At 66.0% G+C, this 19396-nt stretch carries 17 protein-coding genes; 6 read left to right on the top strand and 11 right to left on the bottom strand.

Annotation, left to right across the window (positions count from 1 at the left end):
• Nucleotides 1–2: 2 nt before the first annotated feature.
• From XH91_RS08070 to XH91_RS08060, 3 genes are all read right to left on the bottom strand, one after another.
• Entirely contained in the window at nt 3–1664 is a 1662-nt protein-coding gene (locus XH91_RS08070) for a thiamine pyrophosphate-binding protein (protein ID WP_128950089.1), read from the bottom strand.
• Nucleotides 1665–1775: 111 nt separating this feature from the next.
• Nucleotides 1776–2129 (bottom strand): RidA family protein, encoded by a 354-nt coding sequence (locus XH91_RS08065; RefSeq protein ID WP_128950088.1) that lies wholly within the window; start codon nt 2127–2129, stop codon nt 1776–1778.
• 341 nt (nt 2130–2470) lie between these two features.
• Nucleotides 2471–3388 (bottom strand): NAD(P)-dependent oxidoreductase, encoded by a 918-nt coding sequence (locus XH91_RS08060; protein ID WP_128950087.1) that lies wholly within the window; start codon nt 3386–3388, stop codon nt 2471–2473.
• A 218-nt stretch (nt 3389–3606) separates the two neighbouring features.
• On the opposite strand from XH91_RS08060, the gene XH91_RS08055 reads away from it, so the two are divergent.
• Both XH91_RS08055 and XH91_RS08050 read left to right on the top strand, forming a co-directional pair.
• The gene (locus XH91_RS08055; RefSeq protein ID WP_128950086.1) at nt 3607–4443 is read left to right on the top strand and encodes a transporter substrate-binding domain-containing protein; all 837 of its coding nucleotides are present in this window, start codon (nt 3607–3609) and stop codon (nt 4441–4443) included.
• A 194-nt stretch (nt 4444–4637) separates the two neighbouring features.
• Nucleotides 4638–6005, top strand: coding sequence for an MFS transporter (locus XH91_RS08050; RefSeq protein WP_128950085.1), 1368 nt, complete (start codon nt 4638–4640; stop codon nt 6003–6005).
• Nucleotides 6006–6016: 11 nt separating this feature from the next.
• Here the strand turns inward: XH91_RS08050 and XH91_RS38740 are convergent, their stop codons facing one another.
• The 3 genes from XH91_RS38740 to XH91_RS08040 all read right to left on the bottom strand — a co-directional run bounded on the left by XH91_RS38740 (nt 6017) and on the right by XH91_RS08040 (nt 9105).
• The gene (locus XH91_RS38740) at nt 6017–6175 is read right to left on the bottom strand and encodes a hypothetical protein (protein WP_164934211.1); all 159 of its coding nucleotides are present in this window, start codon (nt 6173–6175) and stop codon (nt 6017–6019) included.
• 109 nt (nt 6176–6284) lie between these two features.
• Nucleotides 6285–7745, bottom strand: a complete 1461-nt coding sequence (locus XH91_RS08045; RefSeq protein WP_128950084.1) for a carboxylesterase/lipase family protein — start codon at nt 7743–7745, stop codon at nt 6285–6287.
• 22 nt (nt 7746–7767) lie between these two features.
• The gene (locus tag XH91_RS08040; protein WP_128950083.1) at nt 7768–9105 is read right to left on the bottom strand and encodes an MFS transporter; all 1338 of its coding nucleotides are present in this window, start codon (nt 9103–9105) and stop codon (nt 7768–7770) included.
• 215 nt (nt 9106–9320) lie between these two features.
• Between XH91_RS08040 and XH91_RS08035 the strand changes: the two genes are divergently transcribed.
• Nucleotides 9321–9971 (top strand): TetR/AcrR family transcriptional regulator, encoded by a 651-nt coding sequence (locus XH91_RS08035; protein WP_128950082.1) that lies wholly within the window; start codon nt 9321–9323, stop codon nt 9969–9971.
• A gap of 223 nt (nt 9972–10194) precedes the next feature.
• Here the strand turns inward: XH91_RS08035 and XH91_RS08030 are convergent, their stop codons facing one another.
• Entirely contained in the window at nt 10195–11652 is a 1458-nt protein-coding gene (locus XH91_RS08030) for a M81 family metallopeptidase (protein ID WP_128950081.1), read from the bottom strand.
• A 480-nt stretch (nt 11653–12132) separates the two neighbouring features.
• Between XH91_RS08030 and XH91_RS08025 the strand changes: the two genes are divergently transcribed.
• Complete coding sequence (locus XH91_RS08025; protein ID WP_128950080.1) at nt 12133–13086, top strand: alpha/beta hydrolase family protein; 954 nt, start codon at nt 12133–12135, stop codon at nt 13084–13086.
• A gap of 128 nt (nt 13087–13214) precedes the next feature.
• Here the strand turns inward: XH91_RS08025 and uxuA are convergent, their stop codons facing one another.
• From uxuA to XH91_RS08010, 3 genes are all read right to left on the bottom strand, one after another.
• Nucleotides 13215–14402 carry a mannonate dehydratase gene (gene uxuA, locus XH91_RS08020; RefSeq protein WP_206733552.1) on the bottom strand — a complete coding sequence of 396 codons (1188 nt, stop codon included), beginning with the start codon at nt 14400–14402 and terminating at the stop codon, nt 13215–13217.
• A gap of 74 nt (nt 14403–14476) precedes the next feature.
• Nucleotides 14477–15526, bottom strand: coding sequence for an L-idonate 5-dehydrogenase (locus tag XH91_RS08015; protein ID WP_128950078.1), 1050 nt, complete (start codon nt 15524–15526; stop codon nt 14477–14479).
• 66 nt (nt 15527–15592) lie between these two features.
• Nucleotides 15593–16402, bottom strand: a complete 810-nt coding sequence (locus XH91_RS08010; RefSeq protein ID WP_128950077.1) for a FadR/GntR family transcriptional regulator — start codon at nt 16400–16402, stop codon at nt 15593–15595.
• Nucleotides 16403–16534: 132 nt separating this feature from the next.
• On the opposite strand from XH91_RS08010, the gene XH91_RS08005 reads away from it, so the two are divergent.
• Both XH91_RS08005 and XH91_RS08000 read left to right on the top strand, forming a co-directional pair.
• Entirely contained in the window at nt 16535–18004 is a 1470-nt protein-coding gene (locus tag XH91_RS08005) for a mannitol dehydrogenase family protein (RefSeq protein ID WP_128950076.1), read from the top strand.
• An 89-nt stretch (nt 18005–18093) separates the two neighbouring features.
• On the top strand, nt 18094–18501 hold the full coding sequence (locus tag XH91_RS08000) for a nuclear transport factor 2 family protein (RefSeq protein WP_128950075.1): 408 nt from the start codon (nt 18094–18096) through the stop codon (nt 18499–18501).
• A 9-nt stretch (nt 18502–18510) separates the two neighbouring features.
• Here XH91_RS08000 and XH91_RS07995 read toward each other — a convergent pair whose 3' ends face one another.
• On the bottom strand, nt 18511–19260 hold the full coding sequence (locus XH91_RS07995; RefSeq protein WP_128950074.1) for an HAD family hydrolase: 750 nt from the start codon (nt 19258–19260) through the stop codon (nt 18511–18513).
• Nucleotides 19261–19396: the final 136 nt, after the last annotated feature.

Here is a 19396-nt window from a genome sequence, read left to right as displayed (position 1 = left end):
GCTTACGCCTTCACATCAGGCGTAAAATCCTTGCCGACCGAGATCGCGCGCGGATCGATGATGCAGTGGAGGATCGACGGCTTGCCCGAGGCCAGCGCCCGCTCGAACGCGGGTGCGAATTCCTCCGTGCGCTCGACGCGCTCGCCATGGCCGCCGAAGGCCTTGGCGTACATTGCGAAGTCGGGGTTTTTCAGCTGGGTGCCGACGACGCGACCGGGATAGTCGCGCTCCTGGTGCATGCGGATGGTGCCGTACTGCGAGTTGTCGACGACGATCACGATCAGCGGCGCGTCATACTGCACGGCGGTCGCGAATTCCTGGCCGTTCATCAGGAAGCAGCCGTCGCCGGCGAAAGCGACGACGACACGGTCAGGATATTGCCGCTTCGCCAGCACGCCCGCCGGCACGCCATAGCCCATCGAGCCCGAGGTCGGCGCAAGTTGCGAGGCGAAGCTGTGGAAGCGGTGATGACGATGGATCCAGCCGGCGTAGTTGCCGGCGCCGTTGCAGACGATCGCATCCTTGGGCAGGCGGTCACGCAGCCAGGTCATGACTTGGCCGTACTGGAACGTACCGGGCAGCTCGCGCGCCTTGTCGGTCCAGGCGAGGTAATCGGCATGCGCCTTGGCGGCCTCGCCCCTCCAGGCCACGGCGCCTGACGGCTTCAGCGTCTCGACGGCGGCGGCAAATGCAGCCGGCGTGGCCTGGATCGCCAGCTCCGGCTGATAGATGCGGCCGAGCTCTTCGGAGCCCGGATGCACGTGGATGAGCTTCTGCTTCGGCGAGGGAATGTCGAGCAGCGTGTACGACGAGGACGGCATTTCCGACATGCGGCCGCCGATGAGCAGGATCACATCGGCATTGTCGATGCGCGCCTTCAGGCCCGGGCTCGGCCCGATGCCGAGATCGCCGGCATAATGCGAATGGTCGGCGTCGATCAGCGATGCGCGGCGGAACGAGGTTGCAACCGGCAGGTCGAAGCGTTCGGCGAAGCGCGCGATGCTCCTGGTGGCGTCATCGGTCCAGCGCGAGCCGCCGAGGATGACCAGCGGCGCCTTGGCGCCGGCGAGCATTGCGGCGACGCGCTCGAGATCTGAAGGCGCCGGCCAGCTCACCGCCGGCTCGATGCGCATGGCATCGGCAACGGCGGCGGTTTCGCTCAGCATGTTTTCCGGCAGCGCGATCACCACCGGGCCTGGTCGCCCCTGCATGGCGACGCGGAAGGCGCGCGCGACCAGCTCCGGAATGCGATCGGGGCGATCGATCTCGACCGCCCATTTCGCCATGGAGCCGAACACCGCCCTGTAGTCGAGCTCCTGGAACGCCTCGCGCTCACGCATGCCGGTATCGACCTGGCCGACGAACAGGATCATCGGCGTCGAATCCTGCATCGCGATGTGGACACCATGGCTGGCATTGGTCGCGCCGGGACCGCGGGTGACGAAGCAGACACCCGGACGCCCCGTGAGCTTGCCATAGGCTTCCGCCATCATCGCGGCGCCGCCCTCGGCGCGGCAGATCACCACGTCGATCGGGCTGTCATGCAGCGCATCGAGTGCCGCCAGATAGCTCTCGCCGGGCACGCAGGTGACGCGCTCGACGCCTTGCGCGACCAGTTGGTCGATCAGGATCTGGCCCCCGGTGCGGGTGTTTCTGATAGTCATGACAGCTCCCTGCAGGCTTTGGCGATGCGTTTCTGTTCCGGGGTGGCGTAGGACAGGCCGACATGAGGTGCAAGACCGATGCGGACAGTGCTGAGCGCATCGGCGCGCATGTCAGCGCCGCGCGGCGATTGCGATCACCTCGATGAGGTACGCGGGATCAGCGAGCTCGACCTTGCCGCAGGCGCGCCCTGGCGCATTGCCCGGCACGACCCAGGCATCATAGACCGCGTTCATGGCGTCGAAATCGGCCATGGTCTTCAGCCAGATCTGCACGCTCAGCAGGCGCGACTTGTCGGTGCCTGATCGCGCCAGCATGTCGTCGATCTTGGCCAGCACCTCCTTGGTCTGCTGGGTGATGTCAGCGCTCTTGGTGTCAGCCACATGGCCGGCGAGGAAAACCAGATCGCCGAACACGGAAGCGCGGCTACGGCGGGCGTTCTGGTCGATGCGGGTGATGTCAGTCATGGGATGTTCTCTGATGTCCTGCAGGAAAATTCAGCTGGGTTGAATCAGCTGGCGGCTGACCCGCGGCACCTCTCCCGCTTGCGGGCAGGGCAATTGCATATGGTGTCCAGGATGCAGCGGCATCGACAGTGGGCTCCCTCCCCCGCTTGCGGGGGAGGGTTGGGGAGAGGGTGTCTCCGCGTTGGGGTTGTTGAGAATTTGCCGCGCATGTCCCTGGGCGGTGAGAACCCTCACCCGCCGCGCTCTGCGAGCGCGTCGGCCTCTCCCGCAAGCGGGAGAGGCGGAGCCCGCGGAGAGAGAGCAATCCCTTCTTGGCTCCTGTACGAGCGATCTCACCATCTTTAGCGTCCGGTGGCGATGATGCGGCGGCAGTGATCGAGTGCGGCGCCGATGAGATTGTCGCTCGCCTCCGGCGTGCGGAACGCCGAATGCGCCGACAGCGTCACGTTCGGCAGCTTTGTCAGGGGATGGCCCGCCGGCAGCGGCTCGACGGTGAAGACGTCGAGGCCGGCATGGGCGATGTGGCCCGAGCGGAGCGCGTCCAGCATCGCGTCCTCGTCGACGATGGCACCGCGTGCGGTGTTGATCAAAATGCTGCCCTTGCGCATCTGCGCGATGCGCTCGCGCGACAGGAAGCCCTTGGTCTCGTCGTTGAGCAGGAGATGCAGCGAGACGACATGGCTCTCGGCCAGCAGCCGCTCCAGCGACACGAATGCGACGCCCGGATGCGTCTTGGGCGTCCTGTTCCAGGCGATCACCTTCATGCCGCAGCCCGCCGCCATGCGTGCGGCTTCCGCGGCGATGCCGCCGAAGCCGATCAGGCCGAGCGTCTTGCCGGTGAGCTGCACGGCATCACGCCGCAGCCAATTGCCCTCGCGCATGCCGCGGTCCATCTCGCCAAAGCTTTTGGCCGACGCCCACATCAGCGCGATCGCGCATTCGGCCACGGCCGTGTCGCCATAGCCCTTGATGGTGTGGACGGCGATGCCGCGCTCGGCAAGCTCTCCCGGATTCATGTAGCTGCGCGCGCCGGTGCCGAGGAAGACCACGTGCTTCAGCCCGGCGCACTTCGCGGCAATCGCCGTCGGCACCGCGGTGTGGTCGACGATCATGATCTCGGCATCGCCGAGCAGGCCCGGCAGATCATCGGGCTTGATCGAAGGATTGCTGACGATGTCGACAGGCAGCTTCGCGGCACCCAGCAGCTTCTCGGTAACCGCGGCCAGGGTGTCGTTGGCATCGACGAAAACAGCACGCACGGACGTCTCTCCTCTTCATCCCAAGCACTGCCCGGCCGGTCCACGATCCGACCTGGCTTCACGGAGTTTTCTCTCGCTTTGCCAACGGACTAGGCTCTAACCTGCCTCATCGCACAAATGCCCGGCAAAGCCGCAATACCATATTGCATTATGTCCTGAATACAGAAATAGTTCACCGGCCGGAGCCGATAGATCCCCATCCCCAGGGAGTACTGAGCATGAACCGCAGGGACGCACTCACCACCGTCGCGCTGGCGGGCGCCGCAATGGCCGCGACCGCGTCAGTCAAGGCCGACACCGCGCCGACCTCCGCGCTCGATCGCATCAAGAAGAGCGGCGTGCTGCGCATCGCCGTCATCGCCGGCCAGGATCCCTATTTCCACAAGGACCTCGCCACCAATCAATGGTCGGGCGCCTGCATCGACATGGCGAACGACATCGCCGCCAAGCTGGGCGCCAAGGTGGAGACGCTGGAATCGACCTGGGGCAACCAGATCCTGGATCTGCAGGCCGACAAGATCGACCTCGCCTTCGCCGTGAACCCGACGCCGGAACGTTCGCTGGTCATCGACTTCTCGACCCCGATCCTGGTGCACTCCTTCACCGTCATCACCAAGAAGGGTTTTGCCAAGCCGCAGACCTGGGCCGAGCTCAACAAGCCCGAGGTCAAGATCGCCGTCGACATCGGCTCGACGCACGAGACCATCGCGCGCCATTACTGCCCGAAGGCCGATATCCTCGGCTTCAAGACGCGCGACGAGGCGATCCTTGCGGTGTCGACCGGCCGCGCCGACTGCAACGTCTCGCTGGCGGTGCTTTCGGTCTTCACGCTGAAGAAGAATCCGACCCTCGGCGAGCTCGCGATCCCGCGGCCGCTGCTGACGCTGCCGACCAATCTCGGTATCCGCGCCGAAGCCGATCGCCGCTACAAGGATTTCCTCAGCGCCTGGGCCGACTACAACCGTTCGCTTGGCCAGACCCGTGAATGGCTGCTGAAGGCCTATGAAACCGTCGGCCTCAGCGCCGCGGACATTCCGAGCGAAGTGCAGTTCTGATCGGCCATTCGGGTCCCGGACGTCTTCGGCTGCGCAACGCGCGGCTGATGACGTTCTTGTGCCGATCCACCGGACAGATTGACGCGGATGCCCTGAGCAAACCGGGACGCTGATATGCGTGCCGCCTTACGTGGGCCTTCCGGTGTTGACGGGAATCCGTGCGCGTTTAAGTAGGTGAGACAAAGACTGCAGGGATGGCGACGTTCGCCGGGCTGGTTCCCGTTGCCGTCACCCATGCAGGACACATGACGACCTCGCCTCACGCGACTTCGCCAAGCGCGAAACTGAAACCCAATTCAGCGCCCCCTCATTTCGCCGTCGTCCTGTTCTCGCTCGCGATGGGCGGCTTTGCGATCGGGACCACCGAGTTCGCATCGATGAGCCTGCTGCCGTTCTTCGCGGCTGACCTTCACATCGACGAGCCGACCGCCGGACACGCGATCAGCGCCTACGCGCTCGGCGTGGTGCTGGGCGCGCCGTTGATCGCGGTGCTCGGCGCGAAATTCGCGCGGCGTACGCAGCTCCTGGCGCTGATGGCCGTGTTCGCGCTCGGCAATGCCCTCACCGCGCTGGCCCCCAGCTTTGGTTCGATGGTCGCGGCCCGCTTCCTCTCGGGCCTGCCCCACGGCGCCTATTTCGGTATCGCCGCGCTGGTTGCCGCCTCGCTCGTTCCGCAACATCGCCGCTCGCAGGTGGTCGGCCAGGTGATGCTGGGGCTGACCGTCGCCACCATCATCGGCGTGCCGCTCGCCAATCTGATCGGCCAGGCGGTCGGCTGGCGCGCGAGCTTCGGCCTCGTGTCGGTATTGGCGTTGCTCACGGTTCTGCTCTGCGCGCTGTTCGCGCCGCGCGACCAGGCCGGCCGCTCGGACCCGCTGCGCGAGCTCGGCGCGCTGAGGAGCCGTCGCGTCTGGACCACGCTCGCGATCAGCGCCATCGGCTTCGGCGGCATGTTCGCCGTCTACACTTATCTGGCGACGACATTGATCGAGGTCACCAAGGTGAGCACCGAGGTCATCCCGTTCTTCCTGGCGATCTTCGGCATCGGCGCCACGCTCGGCAATCTGTTCGTGCCGCGCTTCGCCGACCGCGCCTTGATGCCGACGGCGGGCGGCATTCTGGTGTTTGCAACCGTGGCGCTGCTGGTCTTTCCGCTCGTCGCCGGCAATCCCTGGCTGCTCGCGATCGACATCTTTGCCATCGGCGCCAGCGTCGCGCTCGGTGCCGTCCTGCAGACGCGGCTGATGGACGTCGCGGGAGACGCGCAGGCGCTCGCCGCCGCGCTCAATCATTCGGCCTTCAACACCGCCAATGCGCTCGGCCCCTTCCTCGGCGGCCTTGCCATTCGCCAGGGATTCGGCTGGACCTCCACGGGTCCCGTCGGGGCCGGTCTGGCGGTCCTCGGCTTGTTGATCTGGTTCGTCGCCTGGCGCGACACCGGCCCTGCGCCGGTCGAACATGTCTCAGGCAGTGACGCCGCGCCGCGCGAAGCAGCTCCGCTGAAGCAGGCACCGCCGCTGGCGCCGCGTGAGCGGAGCCGTCCCAGGGAGCCGGTGGCCTGATTGCAACGCGCTCAGAACAGAGCGGCGTTGAGCGCCTGCCCGTAGATCATCGCGGCGACGAGCGAGACCAGGAGGCCCGCGCCCGAGAAGATCACGAGGATCTTCAGAGTCTCGATGTCGACATTGGTTCCCGTCGCGCGGGATATTGCTCTTGCCAGTGCAGCAATCATCGCCAGCTCCGAAGTCGGCCGCGCGGACGCGGGGCCCGACTTCCTCTAGCGCAGATCGGCGCGCCTGCCTGTGAAGCAGATTACAGGTGCCGGCTTCGAGCCCCGGGCGTCACGCGCTCAATTCCGCCCACAGGCGGGCACGTACACCTTCATTGAGCGGCACAATGTGAAACGGCTGGCCGAAGATGGCGAGCGGCTCGTTGCGAGGCTCGAACCGCGGCCAGGCTTCCGCAACATCGGGCATGCCTGACGTCACGAAGCGCAGCACGCTGGTCTGAAACCGCGCGGCGACGTCGATGTCGGCAGGCGTCATCGGGCCGCCCTTGCGCTTCAGGATCGGGCGATCGATGAACTCGGGCAGATGCGCCCAGAGGCAGGCATTGTCGGCGCCATGCGTCGGCCCCTGCGACAGGAACGGCTCCAGCGCCGGGCGATGGTCGAACCGGCTCAGCCACACCGCGCCGCCTGCTTTTGCGTGGCTTCGCGCAAGATCAGCCATCGGGCGATGCCAGAACGCATCCGACAGCAGCGCTTCGTACGGATCTTCGTCCGGGCGAGCCGAGCCGCGATAGCAGGCCAGCAGGCGGTCCCAGCCGGCATCGCCGAGCGCGATGCGCACGTTGCGCTCGGTGGTGCGGATCATCGCGGCCGGCGGCGTGCTCTTCAGGAACATCACCATCTCGTCGCGGCAGGAGCCGAGCCAGAGCGGAATGTCGCGCAGGCTTCCTTCAGCAAAGACATGGCGCGGCTCGCGCGGGATCACGGTGCCGTCGAGCACCGGCCCGAACAGGGTGCCTGAATCGGTCTCGTCCGCGATCCTGCGGCCGACGCGCTCGACGGCTGCGAAGAGTTTCGGCAACGGCACGGATACGATTGCGCCCGCATCCCGCTCGACTTCGAGCTCGGCCAGCACGCGGCGCGCGACGAAGTCGGCATGATCCGCGCTCATGATGTTGCGGCCGGGCGCGCTCAGCGCCAGCGCGCGGGCGAACTTGCCTTTTGCCTGCGGCAGGGCTGCGAGCGCGATCACCATGGATGCGCCGGCCGACTGGCCCGAGAGCGTCACCTTATCGGGGTCGCCGCCGAAATTGGCGATGTTGGCGTGCACCCAGTCGAGCGCGGCAAGCGAATCCGAGATCGCGAGATTGTTGGCGTCGCGCAAGCCGTGGCGATGCAGCTGCAGGAAGCCGAGCGGGCCGAGCCGATAGTTGATGGTGACGATGACGGCCGGGCCGTGCGCGGCGAGGAAGGCGCCGTCATAATCGGCGCCACCGCCGGTGACGAAGGCACCGCCATGGATGAAGAACAGCACCGGCAGCGGGCGATCGGCCCCGACAGGCGTCCAGATGTTGAGGCTGAGACAGGCCTCCTCCGGCTGATCGAGATGCCCGGGCTGCGGCGCATAGGGACCATAGTCGGTGCAGCGGCGCGGTTCGGTCCATGCAGGCGGCGGCGTTGCCTTGGCAAAGCGCCGCGCGATCGCGAACGGCACCCCCTTGAAGGCGCGGACGTGGCCCTGCTCGGCCCCGATGACGGGGCCGAGCGTGGTCGGAACAGCGTTGGTCAGCATCGATGCTTGTCCTGTCGCGCGCTCACGCGCCACGCTTGCCGAGATCGGCGATGTCGACCTTGTGGGTCTCGCGCGCGGTCATTGCGGCCGCGGCCGAGGCGACGCAGCAGCCGGCGACGAAGATCGCGACCGGGATCCAGCCGTTCGGTCCCTCACCGACGAGGCTCGCGCTCACCAGCGGCGTGAAGCCGGCGGCGAGGAAGCCGAGCTGGGTCCCGATCGCAGTACCCGAATAGCGCACCCGCGCTTCGAACATCTCCGCGTAGAACGACGGCCAGATCGCGTTCGGGGCAGAGTAGATGATGTAGAGGCCGATCGCAGCAGTGAAGATCGCCGGCGTGCTGCCCGACGTCACCAGCATGAAGTACGGGAACAGCAGCACGGCGCAGCCGAGCACGCCGCCGATGAACACCGGCTTGCGGCCGATCCTGTCGGCGAGCAAGGCCCAGAGCGGCTGCGCGAACAGCGCCACGACGTTGCCGAGCGCGCCGGCCCACAGCATGGTCGGGCGTGCAACGCCGAACTTGCTGGTGGCATAGCCGAGCGCGAACACGGCGGTCAGGGTAGAGACGGTCGCGATCAGCGCGCAGACAATGACGCGCAGCACGTCAGGCCAATAGTCGCGCAGCAGTGCGACGACGGGGAAGCGCGCGACTTGCGCCTTGTCCTTGATGTTCTCGAACACCGGCGTTTCCGGCATGGTCCGGCGCACCAGATAGGCGACCAGCAGCACCAGCGCCGAGAGCAGGAACGGAATGCGCCAGCCCCAGCTCAGCAATTGATCTTCCGGCATGCTGGCGACGGGAATGAACACCAGCGTCGCCAGGATCGCGCCGGCCTGGGTGCCGCTCAGCGTCCAGCTCGTGAAGAAAGCGCGATTGGAGTTGGCGGAGTGCTCCAGCGTCAGCGAGTTCGCCCCGCTCTGCTCGCCGGCGGCCGACAGGCCCTGCAACAGGCGCAGCAGCGTCAGGATGATGGGCGCGGCACTGCCGATGGTCTTCGCGTCAGGCAACAGGCCGATCGCAAGCGTCGAGAGGCCCATCACCACCAGCGTGAACAGCAACACGGTCTTGCGGCCGATGCGGTCGCCGAAATGACCGAGGATCACGGCGCCGACCGGACGCGCGATGTAGCCGATGCCGAACGACAGCAGCGCAAGCAGCGTCGCCGTGCCGGGATCGACATTGGCGAAGAACACTTTTGGAAAGATCAGCGCGGCGGCCGTGCCGTAGATGAAGAAGTCGTAGTATTCGAGCATGCTGCCGACGAAGCTGACCAGCGCGGCGCGCTTGGGCAGCCTGTTTTGCGAAACGTCCGCGCGATCAGGCGCGTGCAGCGATGCAGTTGAGGTCAAGCTCATTCGATAGTCCTCCCCGTGAGCGATGGCGGTCGCAGCTCGCGTCATGCCCGTCCGGCCTTGCGCGCGCTTATTGCTTTTGGTTGCCGCAACCCTGGCTTCGATCCATAATGTACGAACTAGTACGTTTATGCAAGGCCGCGTTGAAAAACGTCGGATTGGACGAAATTTGCCTTCACCTTCAAGGTGATCCATAGAAACGGGCGGGAGAAACAGTGATGCTCAAGCGCATGCCACCGCCATCGAAGCGCACCAATGACCCCGAGCGCACCAAGCGCGACATCCTCGAAGTGGCGATGGCCGAATTCGCCTCGGAGGGCTATTCCGGCGCCCGCGTCGATGCGATCGCGGCGCGGACCCGCACTTCCAAGCGGATGATCTATTATTATTTCGGCGGCAAGGAGCAGCTCTACCTCGCCGTGCTGGAAGAAGCCTATCGCAGCATCCGCGCGCTGGAAGACCAGCTCGACATCGCCAGCTGCGACGCGCGCGAAGGCCTGCGCCGGCTGATCGAGGCGACCTTCGACCATGACGAGCGCAACCCGAACTTCATCCGCCTCGTCTCGATCGAGAACATCCACCACGGCAAGCACCTGAAGCAGAACCAGCAGCTCCGCCAGCTCAACGCCAGCGTGATCGCGACGCTCGATCGTCTCCTCAAGCGCGGCCGCAGCGAGGGTGTGTTCCGCGACGACGTCGACGCCATCGATCTGCATCTCGCCATCTCCTCCTACTGCTTCTTCCGCGTCGCCAACCGGCACACCTTCGGGGCGCTGTTCGATCGGGACCTCAGCGAGCCCAAGGTGCTGGCGAAGAGCAGGACGCAGATCGTGGAGATGATCCTGGCGTGGCTGGGGGCGAAGGCCTAGCAGCCGCCACACATTCGCAGTCAGGCCCCGGCTTGACCGGGGCATCCAGTACGCCGCAGCCTATCAATTCAATCAGAGCCGTCTCTGGAATACTGGATCGCCCGATCAAGTCGGGCGATGACACCGAGAACGGCGCGACAATCGTCTCCCCACTCTTCTGCCGCGTGCTCGCCGCGTGAACCGCAGCGATTTTCTCGCCTGACCGTTGACGACCGGCCGGCCGTCAGATCGCATCCAACGGCCATTTCGGCCGCTTGATCTTGCGATACGGCAGCTTGGTGATGTCGCGGGCCACGACGCCGGGCGCGTCGACCATGATGACGCGCGTGGCAATCGGCTCGAAGGACGCGCGGAAATGCTGCGACGACTTGACGACGACGATCTTGCGCTGCGCGGGATCGAGCCCGAGCTGGGTGAAGAGGTCGACGCCGAAGGCCTGGCAGCGGAAGGTCGAGAGCACGACCTCGACGCCGTCAGAGGCGACAAGCGCGCAGTCGCCGAGTTTCGCCGGCGTTCCCGCAAGTCCCGTCATGACCATGTCCGGCTTGAGCGCGCGGATCTCCCAGACCGCGTCGACAGGATCGCCCGACAATGGCCCGATCTTGCCGCCGATGCGCAAGGGAAGGCGCGCGCCGACCCCGGCATCGAAGGCGATCCGTACCGCGCCCGGATCCCACAATGGCCCGAGACAGGCGCTCGCGACGTTGCGATCGATGAGCCGCCGCAGGATATAGGTCGAATCGCCGGGTGCGCCGCCGCCCGGATTGTCGCTGCCATCGCCGAGCACGACCGTGCCGTTCGCGGCGAGCGCGGCGTCGATCGCGGCATCGATCCCGGTGGGCGGCTCGCTCAGCGTCTCGCGCATGTCGCACAGCTCGCGCGCGAGGCGCTGCGCCACATCTTTTCCCCGGGCGCCGTCCGGATCGACGGCGGCATCGCTGTAGACCAGCATCCTGGTGCCCATGTCAGGCACATCGCCCGACGCAAAGCCGTGCACGGGGGAGATGGAGACGATGCCGTCCTTGCCCTCGAGCGCGCGCACGCGGTTCACAAAGCTCTTGCCCGGCTCGCGCGTGGTGTGCAGCGGCGCGATCATCCCGGTGTCGACGACCGCAACGCGCAGCTCGAGGCGCTTCTCGGCCAGCGCCGTGCAGAAGTCGACGAGCTCCCGCGCCCGCTCCAGGATGTCCGTGTGCGGATACTCCTTCCAGCAGATCAGGAGGTCGGCATTCCCGACCATCGCGTCGCTGAGATGGGTGTGCGGATCGAGCGTGCCGCCAACGATCGTATCCGGTCCCACGATCTGCCGGACGCGCGCCAGGAGGTCCCCTTCGCAATCGTCATAGCCGTCGGCGACCATGGCGCCGTGCATGCCGAGCAGGACCATGTCGACGGGAAGCGCCGCCTTGAGATCCGCAAGCAGCTGATCGCGGAGACTTTCATAGGCTGTGCGCGTCACGATGCCGTTCGGCACGGCCGCCGCCACCAGCCCCTCGATCAGCGTCCAGCCGCGCGACGGCCCGACCTCACGCGCGGCCCAGAGCGGGCCGCCGTGCATCTGCATTGCATCGGGATGCTTCCCCGCCGGATAGTAGGCGCGCTCGTGAAACGCCGACACGCCCGTCGGCATCGGCGCAAAGGTGTTCGTCTCGGTGGCAAGGGCGGCGGAAAAGACGCGCATGGGATTTCACTTCTCACATTGAGAAGCGCAATAACGCCCGCTATGGCGGCCCGGCGCAACCGTCTTTAATGCATGATCGCCCGAATGGCGCCGCGCAGCTCTGCGAGACCGCGGAGGCGGCCGATTGCACCGTAGCGGGACCGCCCCGCTCTCTCCCCGTCATTGCGAGCGCAGCGACTTGTCCGCCGAAGCCTTGGCGAAGGCGGAAGCAATCCAGAGTCTTTCTGCAGAGGGATTCGATTTGGGCGGCCATTCCCGACACTCCGCGCGATCGGTGGACGTCGAAAAACTTGCTGGACCTGATTGCTCGGTCCGGGGAAGGCAGGGTACTTTACTACGTTGCTTATTGCCGTTCGCGAAGACAAGCCGAACCGGCCGGATGCTCAAACCGGAACAGCCTTCCGTCAGATATCCCGTATGAAACGAGGAGTAGCCACCGTGTGCAAGCGACCTGCCAGACTACCCGTTCTTGCAGCGGCGATGGCGCTTTCGGTGCTTGTGCCACTCGTCGACAGCCCGTCTGCGCGCGCGGAGGGTCCGTATCGAGCCGGTGTCGCGCGCGTTACCGTGCAGGACGCAGTCCCGTTTAAGACAGCCCCGTTTGAGGTTCTCGTAGCCTATCCGACCGACGTACCGGAAGCCCCATTCGAGGCCGGGCCGTGGACCATCCACGCGAGTCTTAACGCACCGATCGCCACGGCGAAACCGTTCCCGGTTCTGCTGTTCTCACATGGCGATGGTCGTGGCGGAAGCCCCCTGCCTCTCCGCGATCTTATTGCCTCGCTGGCTCGACAGGGCTTTATCGTCATCGCGCCGTTCCATTCTGGGGCCAAGCCGCTTCAGAATCGACCGCGACAACTGCATCAAGCTCTCGATCAGGTACTCGCCGACGAACGCTTCGCCGCGCAAGCGGATCGTTCGCGCTTAGGTATTGCCGGCTTCTCGTTTGGCGGGGCGGTGGCACTCCTCGCCGCCGGCGCAACACCGGACCTTGCCCACCTCTCGGCATACTGCCGCGGCCGCACCGACGATCCGCTCGCCTGCGACGGCATCGACACGAATGACACCTCGCACGTCATCTTAGGGCAAACCGCCGACGTGCTTCCGGCGAAGGCGCTCGTGCTGATGGATCCGTTCGGCGCCCCGTTCGATCGGGACGCGTTGACCGCGGTGCAGATGCCGGCGCTGCTCTATCGCGCTGAGCACAGTGAACTCGCCGCGGCAGGCAATATCTTTGCGCTCGCCGCGGCATTGCCGCGCCCGCCGCGGCAGGAAACCGTGCCTGGTGGACACTTTGTTTTTATAGATCCCTGCCCGCCCGCACTCGTGAAGGAAGTGCCTGTCTTCTGCAAGGACGCCGAAGGGGTCGATCGCGCCGCGATCCATCGCCGAATCGAGGCCGAGGTGGCCGATTTCTTGCGAAACAACCTCTGAGCCCAATTACCATGGCCCTCGCGTGGAAGCCTGGGAAAGTACCCTCACCCGGAATTTACTACGCAAATTCCGGCCGCTCCCCGCAGTCGGCGCACGCGGGGAGAGGCGAAGAGCCGCGCGCTTCGTGCTCACTGATGCTCAATCGCCCTGATCGCGCCGCGCAGTTCGGCTAGTCCCCGCAGGCGGCCGATTGCGGTGTAGCCGGGATTGGTGCGCTTGGTGGCGGCGAGATCGTCCAGCATGCGGTGGCCGTGGTCGGGGCGGAATACGATCTGCTGGTCGGGCGAACGCCGCGCGTTCTCCTTCAGGAGGGCCTTCAGCACCGCAATCATATCGACGTCGCCGTCGAGATGATCGGATTCATGGAACGACAGCCCGTCCGGCTCGCGCCGGGTCGCACGCAGATGGGCAAAGGCGATCCGCGGGCCGAAGCGTTCGGCCATCTCAGGCAGATTGTTCTCGGCGCGCACGCCGAGCGAACCCGTGCACAGGCAGATGCCGTTGGCCTTGGACGGCACGGCGTCGAACAACGCCTGATAGTCCTCTGCGCTCGAGGCGATGCGCGGCAGGCCGAACAGCGGCCGCGGTGGATCGTCCGGGTGCAGCGTCAGCAAGACGCCGAGTTGCTCGGCGACCGGCGCGACGCGGGCCAGGAATTCGACGAGATGCTGCCGCAGGATTTTTGGCGTGATGTCGCGATAGGCATCCAGCTTGTCGCGGAATTGCGGGATGGTCAGCGGTTCGGTGGTCGAGCCGGGCAGCGCGCTGGCAATGACCATGATGAGATAGTCGATGTCGGCCTGGCTCATCTTGTCGAACAGCGCTTTTGCGCGTGCCTGCGCGTCCTGCGAATAGTCCTGCAGCGCTGCCGGGCGCTGCAGGATATGCAGCTCGAACGCCGCAAACCGGTCCTGATCGAAGCGCAGGGCGCGGGCGCCGTTCGGCAGCTCCCACTCCAGGTCGGTGCGGCACCAGTCGACCACAGGCATGAAATTGTAGCAGATGATCTTGATGCCGGAGGCGGCCACGGCCTCCAGGCTCGCGATCCAGGCGTCGATGGATTTGGTCGCTTTGCCGCCGACCCGCTTGACGTCATCAGGAATCGGAATCGATTCCACCACCGACCAGGTCAATTGCGCACGGCCGGGCTGGCCGTTCTCGATGAAATTCTTGCGCTCCTCGACGGCCTTGCGCGTCCAGGCCTCCCCGATCGGCACCTGATGCAGTGCCGAGACGATATCGCTTGCGCCAGCCTGCCTGACGTCGTCCAGCGACACGGGATCGTTGGGCCCGTACCAGCGCCATCCTTCTAACATCATCGGCTCACTCCCATGGCGTTTTCGAGCGAAGTGGTCACCGGTTCGCGTGAAGAAAACGCGTCAAACAAGACTCAGTTCGCGGTCAGCACCACCTTGACGCTCTGCGAGCGGTCGAGCGCCAGCCGTAGCGCGTCGGGCGCAGTCGACAACGGCCGCTCGGCGGTGACCAGCGCCAGCACGTCGACGCTGCCCGTGCCGATCAGTTCCACCGCGGTCATGAACTCGAGCCCGAAGCGGAACGAGCCGCGCAAATCGATTTCCTTGGCCATCACCGCATTCGACGGCGTCGGGATCTGGCCACCAGGCAGATTGCCGATCTGCACCACGACGCCACCGCGCCTGACGATGCCGATCGCGCTGGCAAGGCCGGCTGCGGTGCCCGAGACTTCGAAGGCGACGTCATACGGACGCGACGCAGCCTGCGCCTTCAGGCCCTCTTCGCCGCCGGAGACGTTCTCGACATGGGACGCACCGAGCCTGGTCGCGAAGGCGAGCGGCGCCGGCGCGATGTCGGCCACCGTGACGTCGGTCATGCCGGCGCGGCGGGCGGCGAGCATGGTGAGAAGCCCGATCGGACCGGCCCCAAAGATGATGCCGCGTTTGCCCCGGATGTTGCCGGCCCGCGCGACGGCGTGCAGGCAAACGGCGAGCGGCTCGGCGAGCGCTGCGGCCTGATAGGAGACGTGGTCGGGGATTTTCACGCACTGCGCCGGGACCGCGTCGAAATATCTGGCAAAGCCGCCCTGCATGTGCGGCGTCTTCGAGGCCGAACCCATGAAATAGATGTTCTCGCAGAGGTTCTGCCGGCCTTCGCGGCAAGCCGTGCAATGGCCGCACCAGCGCGACGGATTGACGGCAACGCGGTCACCGACCTTCAGGTTCGCAGGCATGCCTGCGATCTCCACGACCTCGCCCGAGATCTCATGACCGAGCACCAGCGGCGACGTCACCACGAAATCGCCGGTCCGAGCATGGCGGAAGTAATGCATGTCCGAACCGCAGATGCCGCCGGCGCCGAAGCGGATGCGCACCATGCCCTGGCTAAGCTTCTCGAGCGGATGCTCGATCATCCGCAGATCTTCGGGTCCGAACAGGGTTGCGGCGAGAGCGGTCGAGGTCATCGGTCAAATCCCATGGTGTCTGCAGCTTCGTTCACCCGTCCCGAAAACGAGACGAGCCGTCCAATCTCATCGCCGCCGCGCGCTGCCGCTTTTGGCCTGCACGCCATCTGGTCGTTTCGGCTTCGCCGGTTCGCTTCCGGATCGCGCGGCCCGCTTCCGCGGCGCCGGCGCCCCTGCTGATGGCTCGGCGCCAAAGCTCTGCGCAAAGCGCTCCTGCGAATGCGCGAGATGATCGCGCATGGCGTCGTGAGCCGACATTGGCCGGCGCGCCGCGATGGCGTCGCGCACGGCGCGATGCTCGCTCAGCGCCGCCAGCCAGGTGCCGGGGTTTTCGAAATAATGCGCAAGCTGCGTGAAATAGGGATTGAGGCGCTGGTCGAACAGCTCGCCGACCACGCGCACCAAAACGGCGTTGCCGAGGCATCCGGCGATCGCGATGTGGAAGGCGCGGTCATGAACCATCGAGGCTTCGCTGGGATGCTCGACGTTTGCCATTGCGACAAGGGCCGCGTCGATGCGGGCGACATCGTCGCTGGTCGCGACGCGGGCGGCCTGCTCGGCGATGGCGCTTTCGAGGAATTCGCGGGCGCGCAGCAGCTCGAACGGCCCTTCGAGGACGGCCGAGGACACCGGCGCGGCGTCGGCAGGCTCGGTCACATAGATGCCGGAGCCGACGCGGATGCGGACGCGTCCCTCCACTTCAAGGGCAATCAGGGCTTCGCGCACCGTCGGCCGCGAGATCCTGAGCTGCTCGGCGAGCTCGCGCTCGGTCGGCAAGCGGCTGCCGACCGCGTACTCGCCGCTGTCGATCAGGCTTCGCAATTGATCGGCGACCTGGCGGTAAAGCCGTCTCGCCTCCACAGCTTCCAGCGGCACGCCGGCCTCCCAGAAGGGTCTCGGGGGGAGGCTTGCTGCCCCGTCGACCCCGCCATTTTTGGATAATTGGCCTTACCAATTGACCTGCTACGGCCGCCATGTCAAGCAGCGGCCAAACATCGGGGAAACGACATGCGGCTTGGCCACGCCAATCTCGACAGGATGCCATCGGCCATCCGCCGCCCGGCCTATGACCGCTCCCTGATCACACCAGGCATCGTGCACCTCGGTCTCGGCGCGTTTCATCGCGCCCATCAGGCCGTCGTCATCGACGATTGCCTTGCCGGAGGCGACAATGCATGGGGCATCGTCGGCGCAAGCCTGCGCAGCCCCGACACACGCGATGCCCTTGCTCCGCAGGATCATCTCTACACGGTCGCCGTGCGCGCCGCCGAGGGCACCCAGCATCGCGTCGTCGGCGCGCTGCTGGACAGCGTCGTCGCGCGCGAGAAGCCGGCTGCGCTGGTCGAACGGATGGCCGATCCGGCCATTCGCATCGTCTCGCTCACGGTGACCGAAAAGGGCTATTGCCACACGCCGCAGTCAGGCGATCTCGACGAACGCCATCCCGATGTCGTGCACGACCTCGACAGTCTCGACGCGCCGCGCTCGGCGCCGGGCTTCATCGTGGCGGCGCTGGCACGACGGCGCGCGCTGGGGATTGCGCCCTTCACGGTGCTGTGCTGCGACAATCTCGCCGCCAACGGCCACACCGTGCAGCGGATCGTGACGCAATTCGCCGCGCTCCGCTCAAAGGAGCTCAGTCAGTGGATCGCTGACACGGCCACCTTCCCTTGCACGATGGTCGACCGCATCGTGCCTGAAACGACCCGTGCTGATCGTGATGCGGTGGCTGCAGCGCTCAGGATGCGGGACGCATGGCCCGTGATGACCGAGCCCTTCACGCAATGGGTGGTCGAGGATCGCTTTGCCGCAGGAAGGCCCGATCTCGCCGCGGCCGGTGTCGAGCTTGTGAGCGACGTCAAGCCGTTCGAGCTGATGAAGCTGCGGTTGCTCAATGCCAGCCATTCGGCGCTCGCCTATCTCGGCTTCCTCGCCGGCTACGAGACCATCGCCGACACCATGCAGGATCCGCATTTCGCGCGCCTCGCCGCACAGGTGATGGAAGAGGCCGCGGTGACGCTGACGATGCCTGAAGGCACCGATCTTTCCGCCTATCGCGCCTCCCTGCTCAAGCGTTTTGCCAATCCGGCGTTGCATCACCGCACCTGGCAGATCGCGATGGACGGTTCGCAGAAGCTGCCGCAGCGCCTGCTCGGGGCGATGCAGGATCGGCTCGCCAGGAACCTGCCGATCGCGACGCATGCGCTCGCGGTGGCCGGCTGGATGCGCTACGTGACCGCGTTTGACGAGCAGGGCCGCACCATCGATGTGCGCGATCCCCTCGCCGCCGAGCTGGCGGCGCTGGCGCGCGAGGCGGGTCCCGTTGCGGAACGGCTTGCGCCCGCATTGCTGGGCGTCACGAAAGTGTTCGGGCCGCTCGGCGCCGAGCCGCGGTTGCGCGAGGCCGTGACTGCAGCGCTCGGGCGGCTCTACGCGGAAGGTGCGCGGCGCGCGGTGGAAACGCAGGTTTCGGCGTGACCAGAAAGTGGGCAGCAATGCTGCACCGCGTTCAAAGTCGGACTGAAGTCGCGCTTGATTTTTGCGTTCCATTGCCCCACCCGAGAGATATGGCAAAGGACAACAAGGTCATCGCCGCGAACGCGGCTTTCTACGCCGCCTTTTCGACGGGCGATTTTGACGGCATGAAGCGGATGTGGGCGGATGACGATGCCATTTCCTGCATTCATCCCGGCTGGCCTGCGATCGTCGGCCACGCCACCGTGATCGGAAGCTGGCGCGACATCCTGCAAAATCCTGAGCGTCCGCAGATCGTCTGCGCCGAGCCACAGGCGATCGTCGACGGCGACAGCGCCCGCGTGCTCTGTATCGAGATCGTCGACGGAACCGCGCTGGCCGCCGCCAATCATTTTCGCCGCGTCGGTGACGACTGGCGCATGGTGCATCACCAATCGAGCCCGATCGCGCAGATTGTCGAGCAGGCTGAGGACGATAGAGCGAGCCACCGGGTGCACTGACGGCGACCGTCACGTTGGCGTGATGTACTGTGCATGGGGTTGTTTTGAGGTTTTCGGTTCGGCGGCGATTTCCGACAGCTCGTCCAGCACGAACCGCGCCGTGCCGAAATCATCACCCCGGAAATACATGCTCCGCGTGATGAGCACGGGAATGTAGGCTCGTGAGGCCGACAGCAGCCCGTTGGCGGAATCCTCGATCGCGACGCAATCCGAAGGCGCCAGCTTCAGCCGTGCCAGGATCGCGAGATGGACATCCGGCGCCGGCTTCTTGTGCCTGACATCATCGCCGGCAACGATCGCCTCGAAATCAAGGGCCCAGCGCGGCCCCAGCGCCCGCGACAGCAGCGCATCGATATTGCCGTGCGATGTCGTCGTCGCAATCGCCAGCCGCTGCCCGCGCGCCTTTGCGGCCGTCAGCAGCTCCGCCACGCCGGGCCGCAAGGGGCAGCAGCCGGTTTCGATCAGCTCGGCATAATGCGCGGTCTTGGCGCTGTGGAGCTCGGCGATGTCAGCGTCCGACAAGGCAGGCGCGATCTGTTGGCTGGTGTGGAACGCACGGATGCGCTCCTTGCCGCCGGTCACCCGCAGCAGATCGCCGTAGACGGCCCGGTCCCAGTGCCAGTCGAGACCGTGACGGGCGAAGGCGTGGTTGAAGGCGCGCCGGTGCAGCTCCTCGGTCTCGGCGAGCGTCCCGTCGACATCGAAGATCAGCGCGGCCGCGTTCCGGATCAGTTCTGCAGCGCTCGCTTCCGCCTGCATGGTAGACGCCTCCTGTGGCGGGTGAGCATCGCCTGCACCGGCGGTCGCGTAAAATTGCAATATCTTTTGCCGGACCCAAAAATCTCTTATGAGCGGAGGTGCGCGGCGTCGCGCGAACGGAACTCGGACCTAGCAC

This window comes from Bradyrhizobium guangzhouense (assembly GCF_004114955.1).
Taxonomy (GTDB): Bacteria; Pseudomonadota; Alphaproteobacteria; order Rhizobiales; family Xanthobacteraceae; genus Bradyrhizobium; species Bradyrhizobium guangzhouense.
This window is presented reverse-complemented; position numbering and strand designations above follow the sequence as displayed.

Coding starts and splice junctions, on each gene's coding strand:
- XH91_RS08070 (WP_128950089.1), bottom strand. CDS start 1,664: ATGACTATCAGAAACACCCGCACCGGGGGCCAGATCCTGATCGACCAA.
- XH91_RS08030 (WP_128950081.1), bottom strand. CDS start 11,652: ATGCGCGTCTTTTCCGCCGCCCTTGCCACCGAGACGAACACCTTTGCG.
- XH91_RS08065 (WP_128950088.1), bottom strand. CDS start 2,129: ATGACTGACATCACCCGCATCGACCAGAACGCCCGCCGTAGCCGCGCT.
- XH91_RS08040 (WP_128950083.1), bottom strand. CDS start 9,105: ATGAGCTTGACCTCAACTGCATCGCTGCACGCGCCTGATCGCGCGGAC.
- XH91_RS08035 (WP_128950082.1), top strand. CDS start 9,321: ATGCTCAAGCGCATGCCACCGCCATCGAAGCGCACCAATGACCCCGAG.
- XH91_RS07995 (WP_128950074.1), bottom strand. CDS start 19,260: ATGCAGGCGGAAGCGAGCGCTGCAGAACTGATCCGGAACGCGGCCGCG.
- XH91_RS08000 (WP_128950075.1), top strand. CDS start 18,094: ATGGCAAAGGACAACAAGGTCATCGCCGCGAACGCGGCTTTCTACGCC.
- XH91_RS38740 (WP_164934211.1), bottom strand. CDS start 6,175: ATGATTGCTGCACTGGCAAGAGCAATATCCCGCGCGACGGGAACCAAT.
- uxuA (WP_206733552.1), bottom strand. CDS start 14,402: ATGTTAGAAGGATGGCGCTGGTACGGGCCCAACGATCCCGTGTCGCTG.
- XH91_RS08025 (WP_128950080.1), top strand. CDS start 12,133: ATGGCGCTTTCGGTGCTTGTGCCACTCGTCGACAGCCCGTCTGCGCGC.
- XH91_RS08055 (WP_128950086.1), top strand. CDS start 3,607: ATGAACCGCAGGGACGCACTCACCACCGTCGCGCTGGCGGGCGCCGCA.
- XH91_RS08045 (WP_128950084.1), bottom strand. CDS start 7,745: ATGCTGACCAACGCTGTTCCGACCACGCTCGGCCCCGTCATCGGGGCC.
- XH91_RS08005 (WP_128950076.1), top strand. CDS start 16,535: ATGCGGCTTGGCCACGCCAATCTCGACAGGATGCCATCGGCCATCCGC.
- XH91_RS08015 (WP_128950078.1), bottom strand. CDS start 15,526: ATGACCTCGACCGCTCTCGCCGCAACCCTGTTCGGACCCGAAGATCTG.
- XH91_RS08050 (WP_128950085.1), top strand. CDS start 4,638: ATGGCGACGTTCGCCGGGCTGGTTCCCGTTGCCGTCACCCATGCAGGA.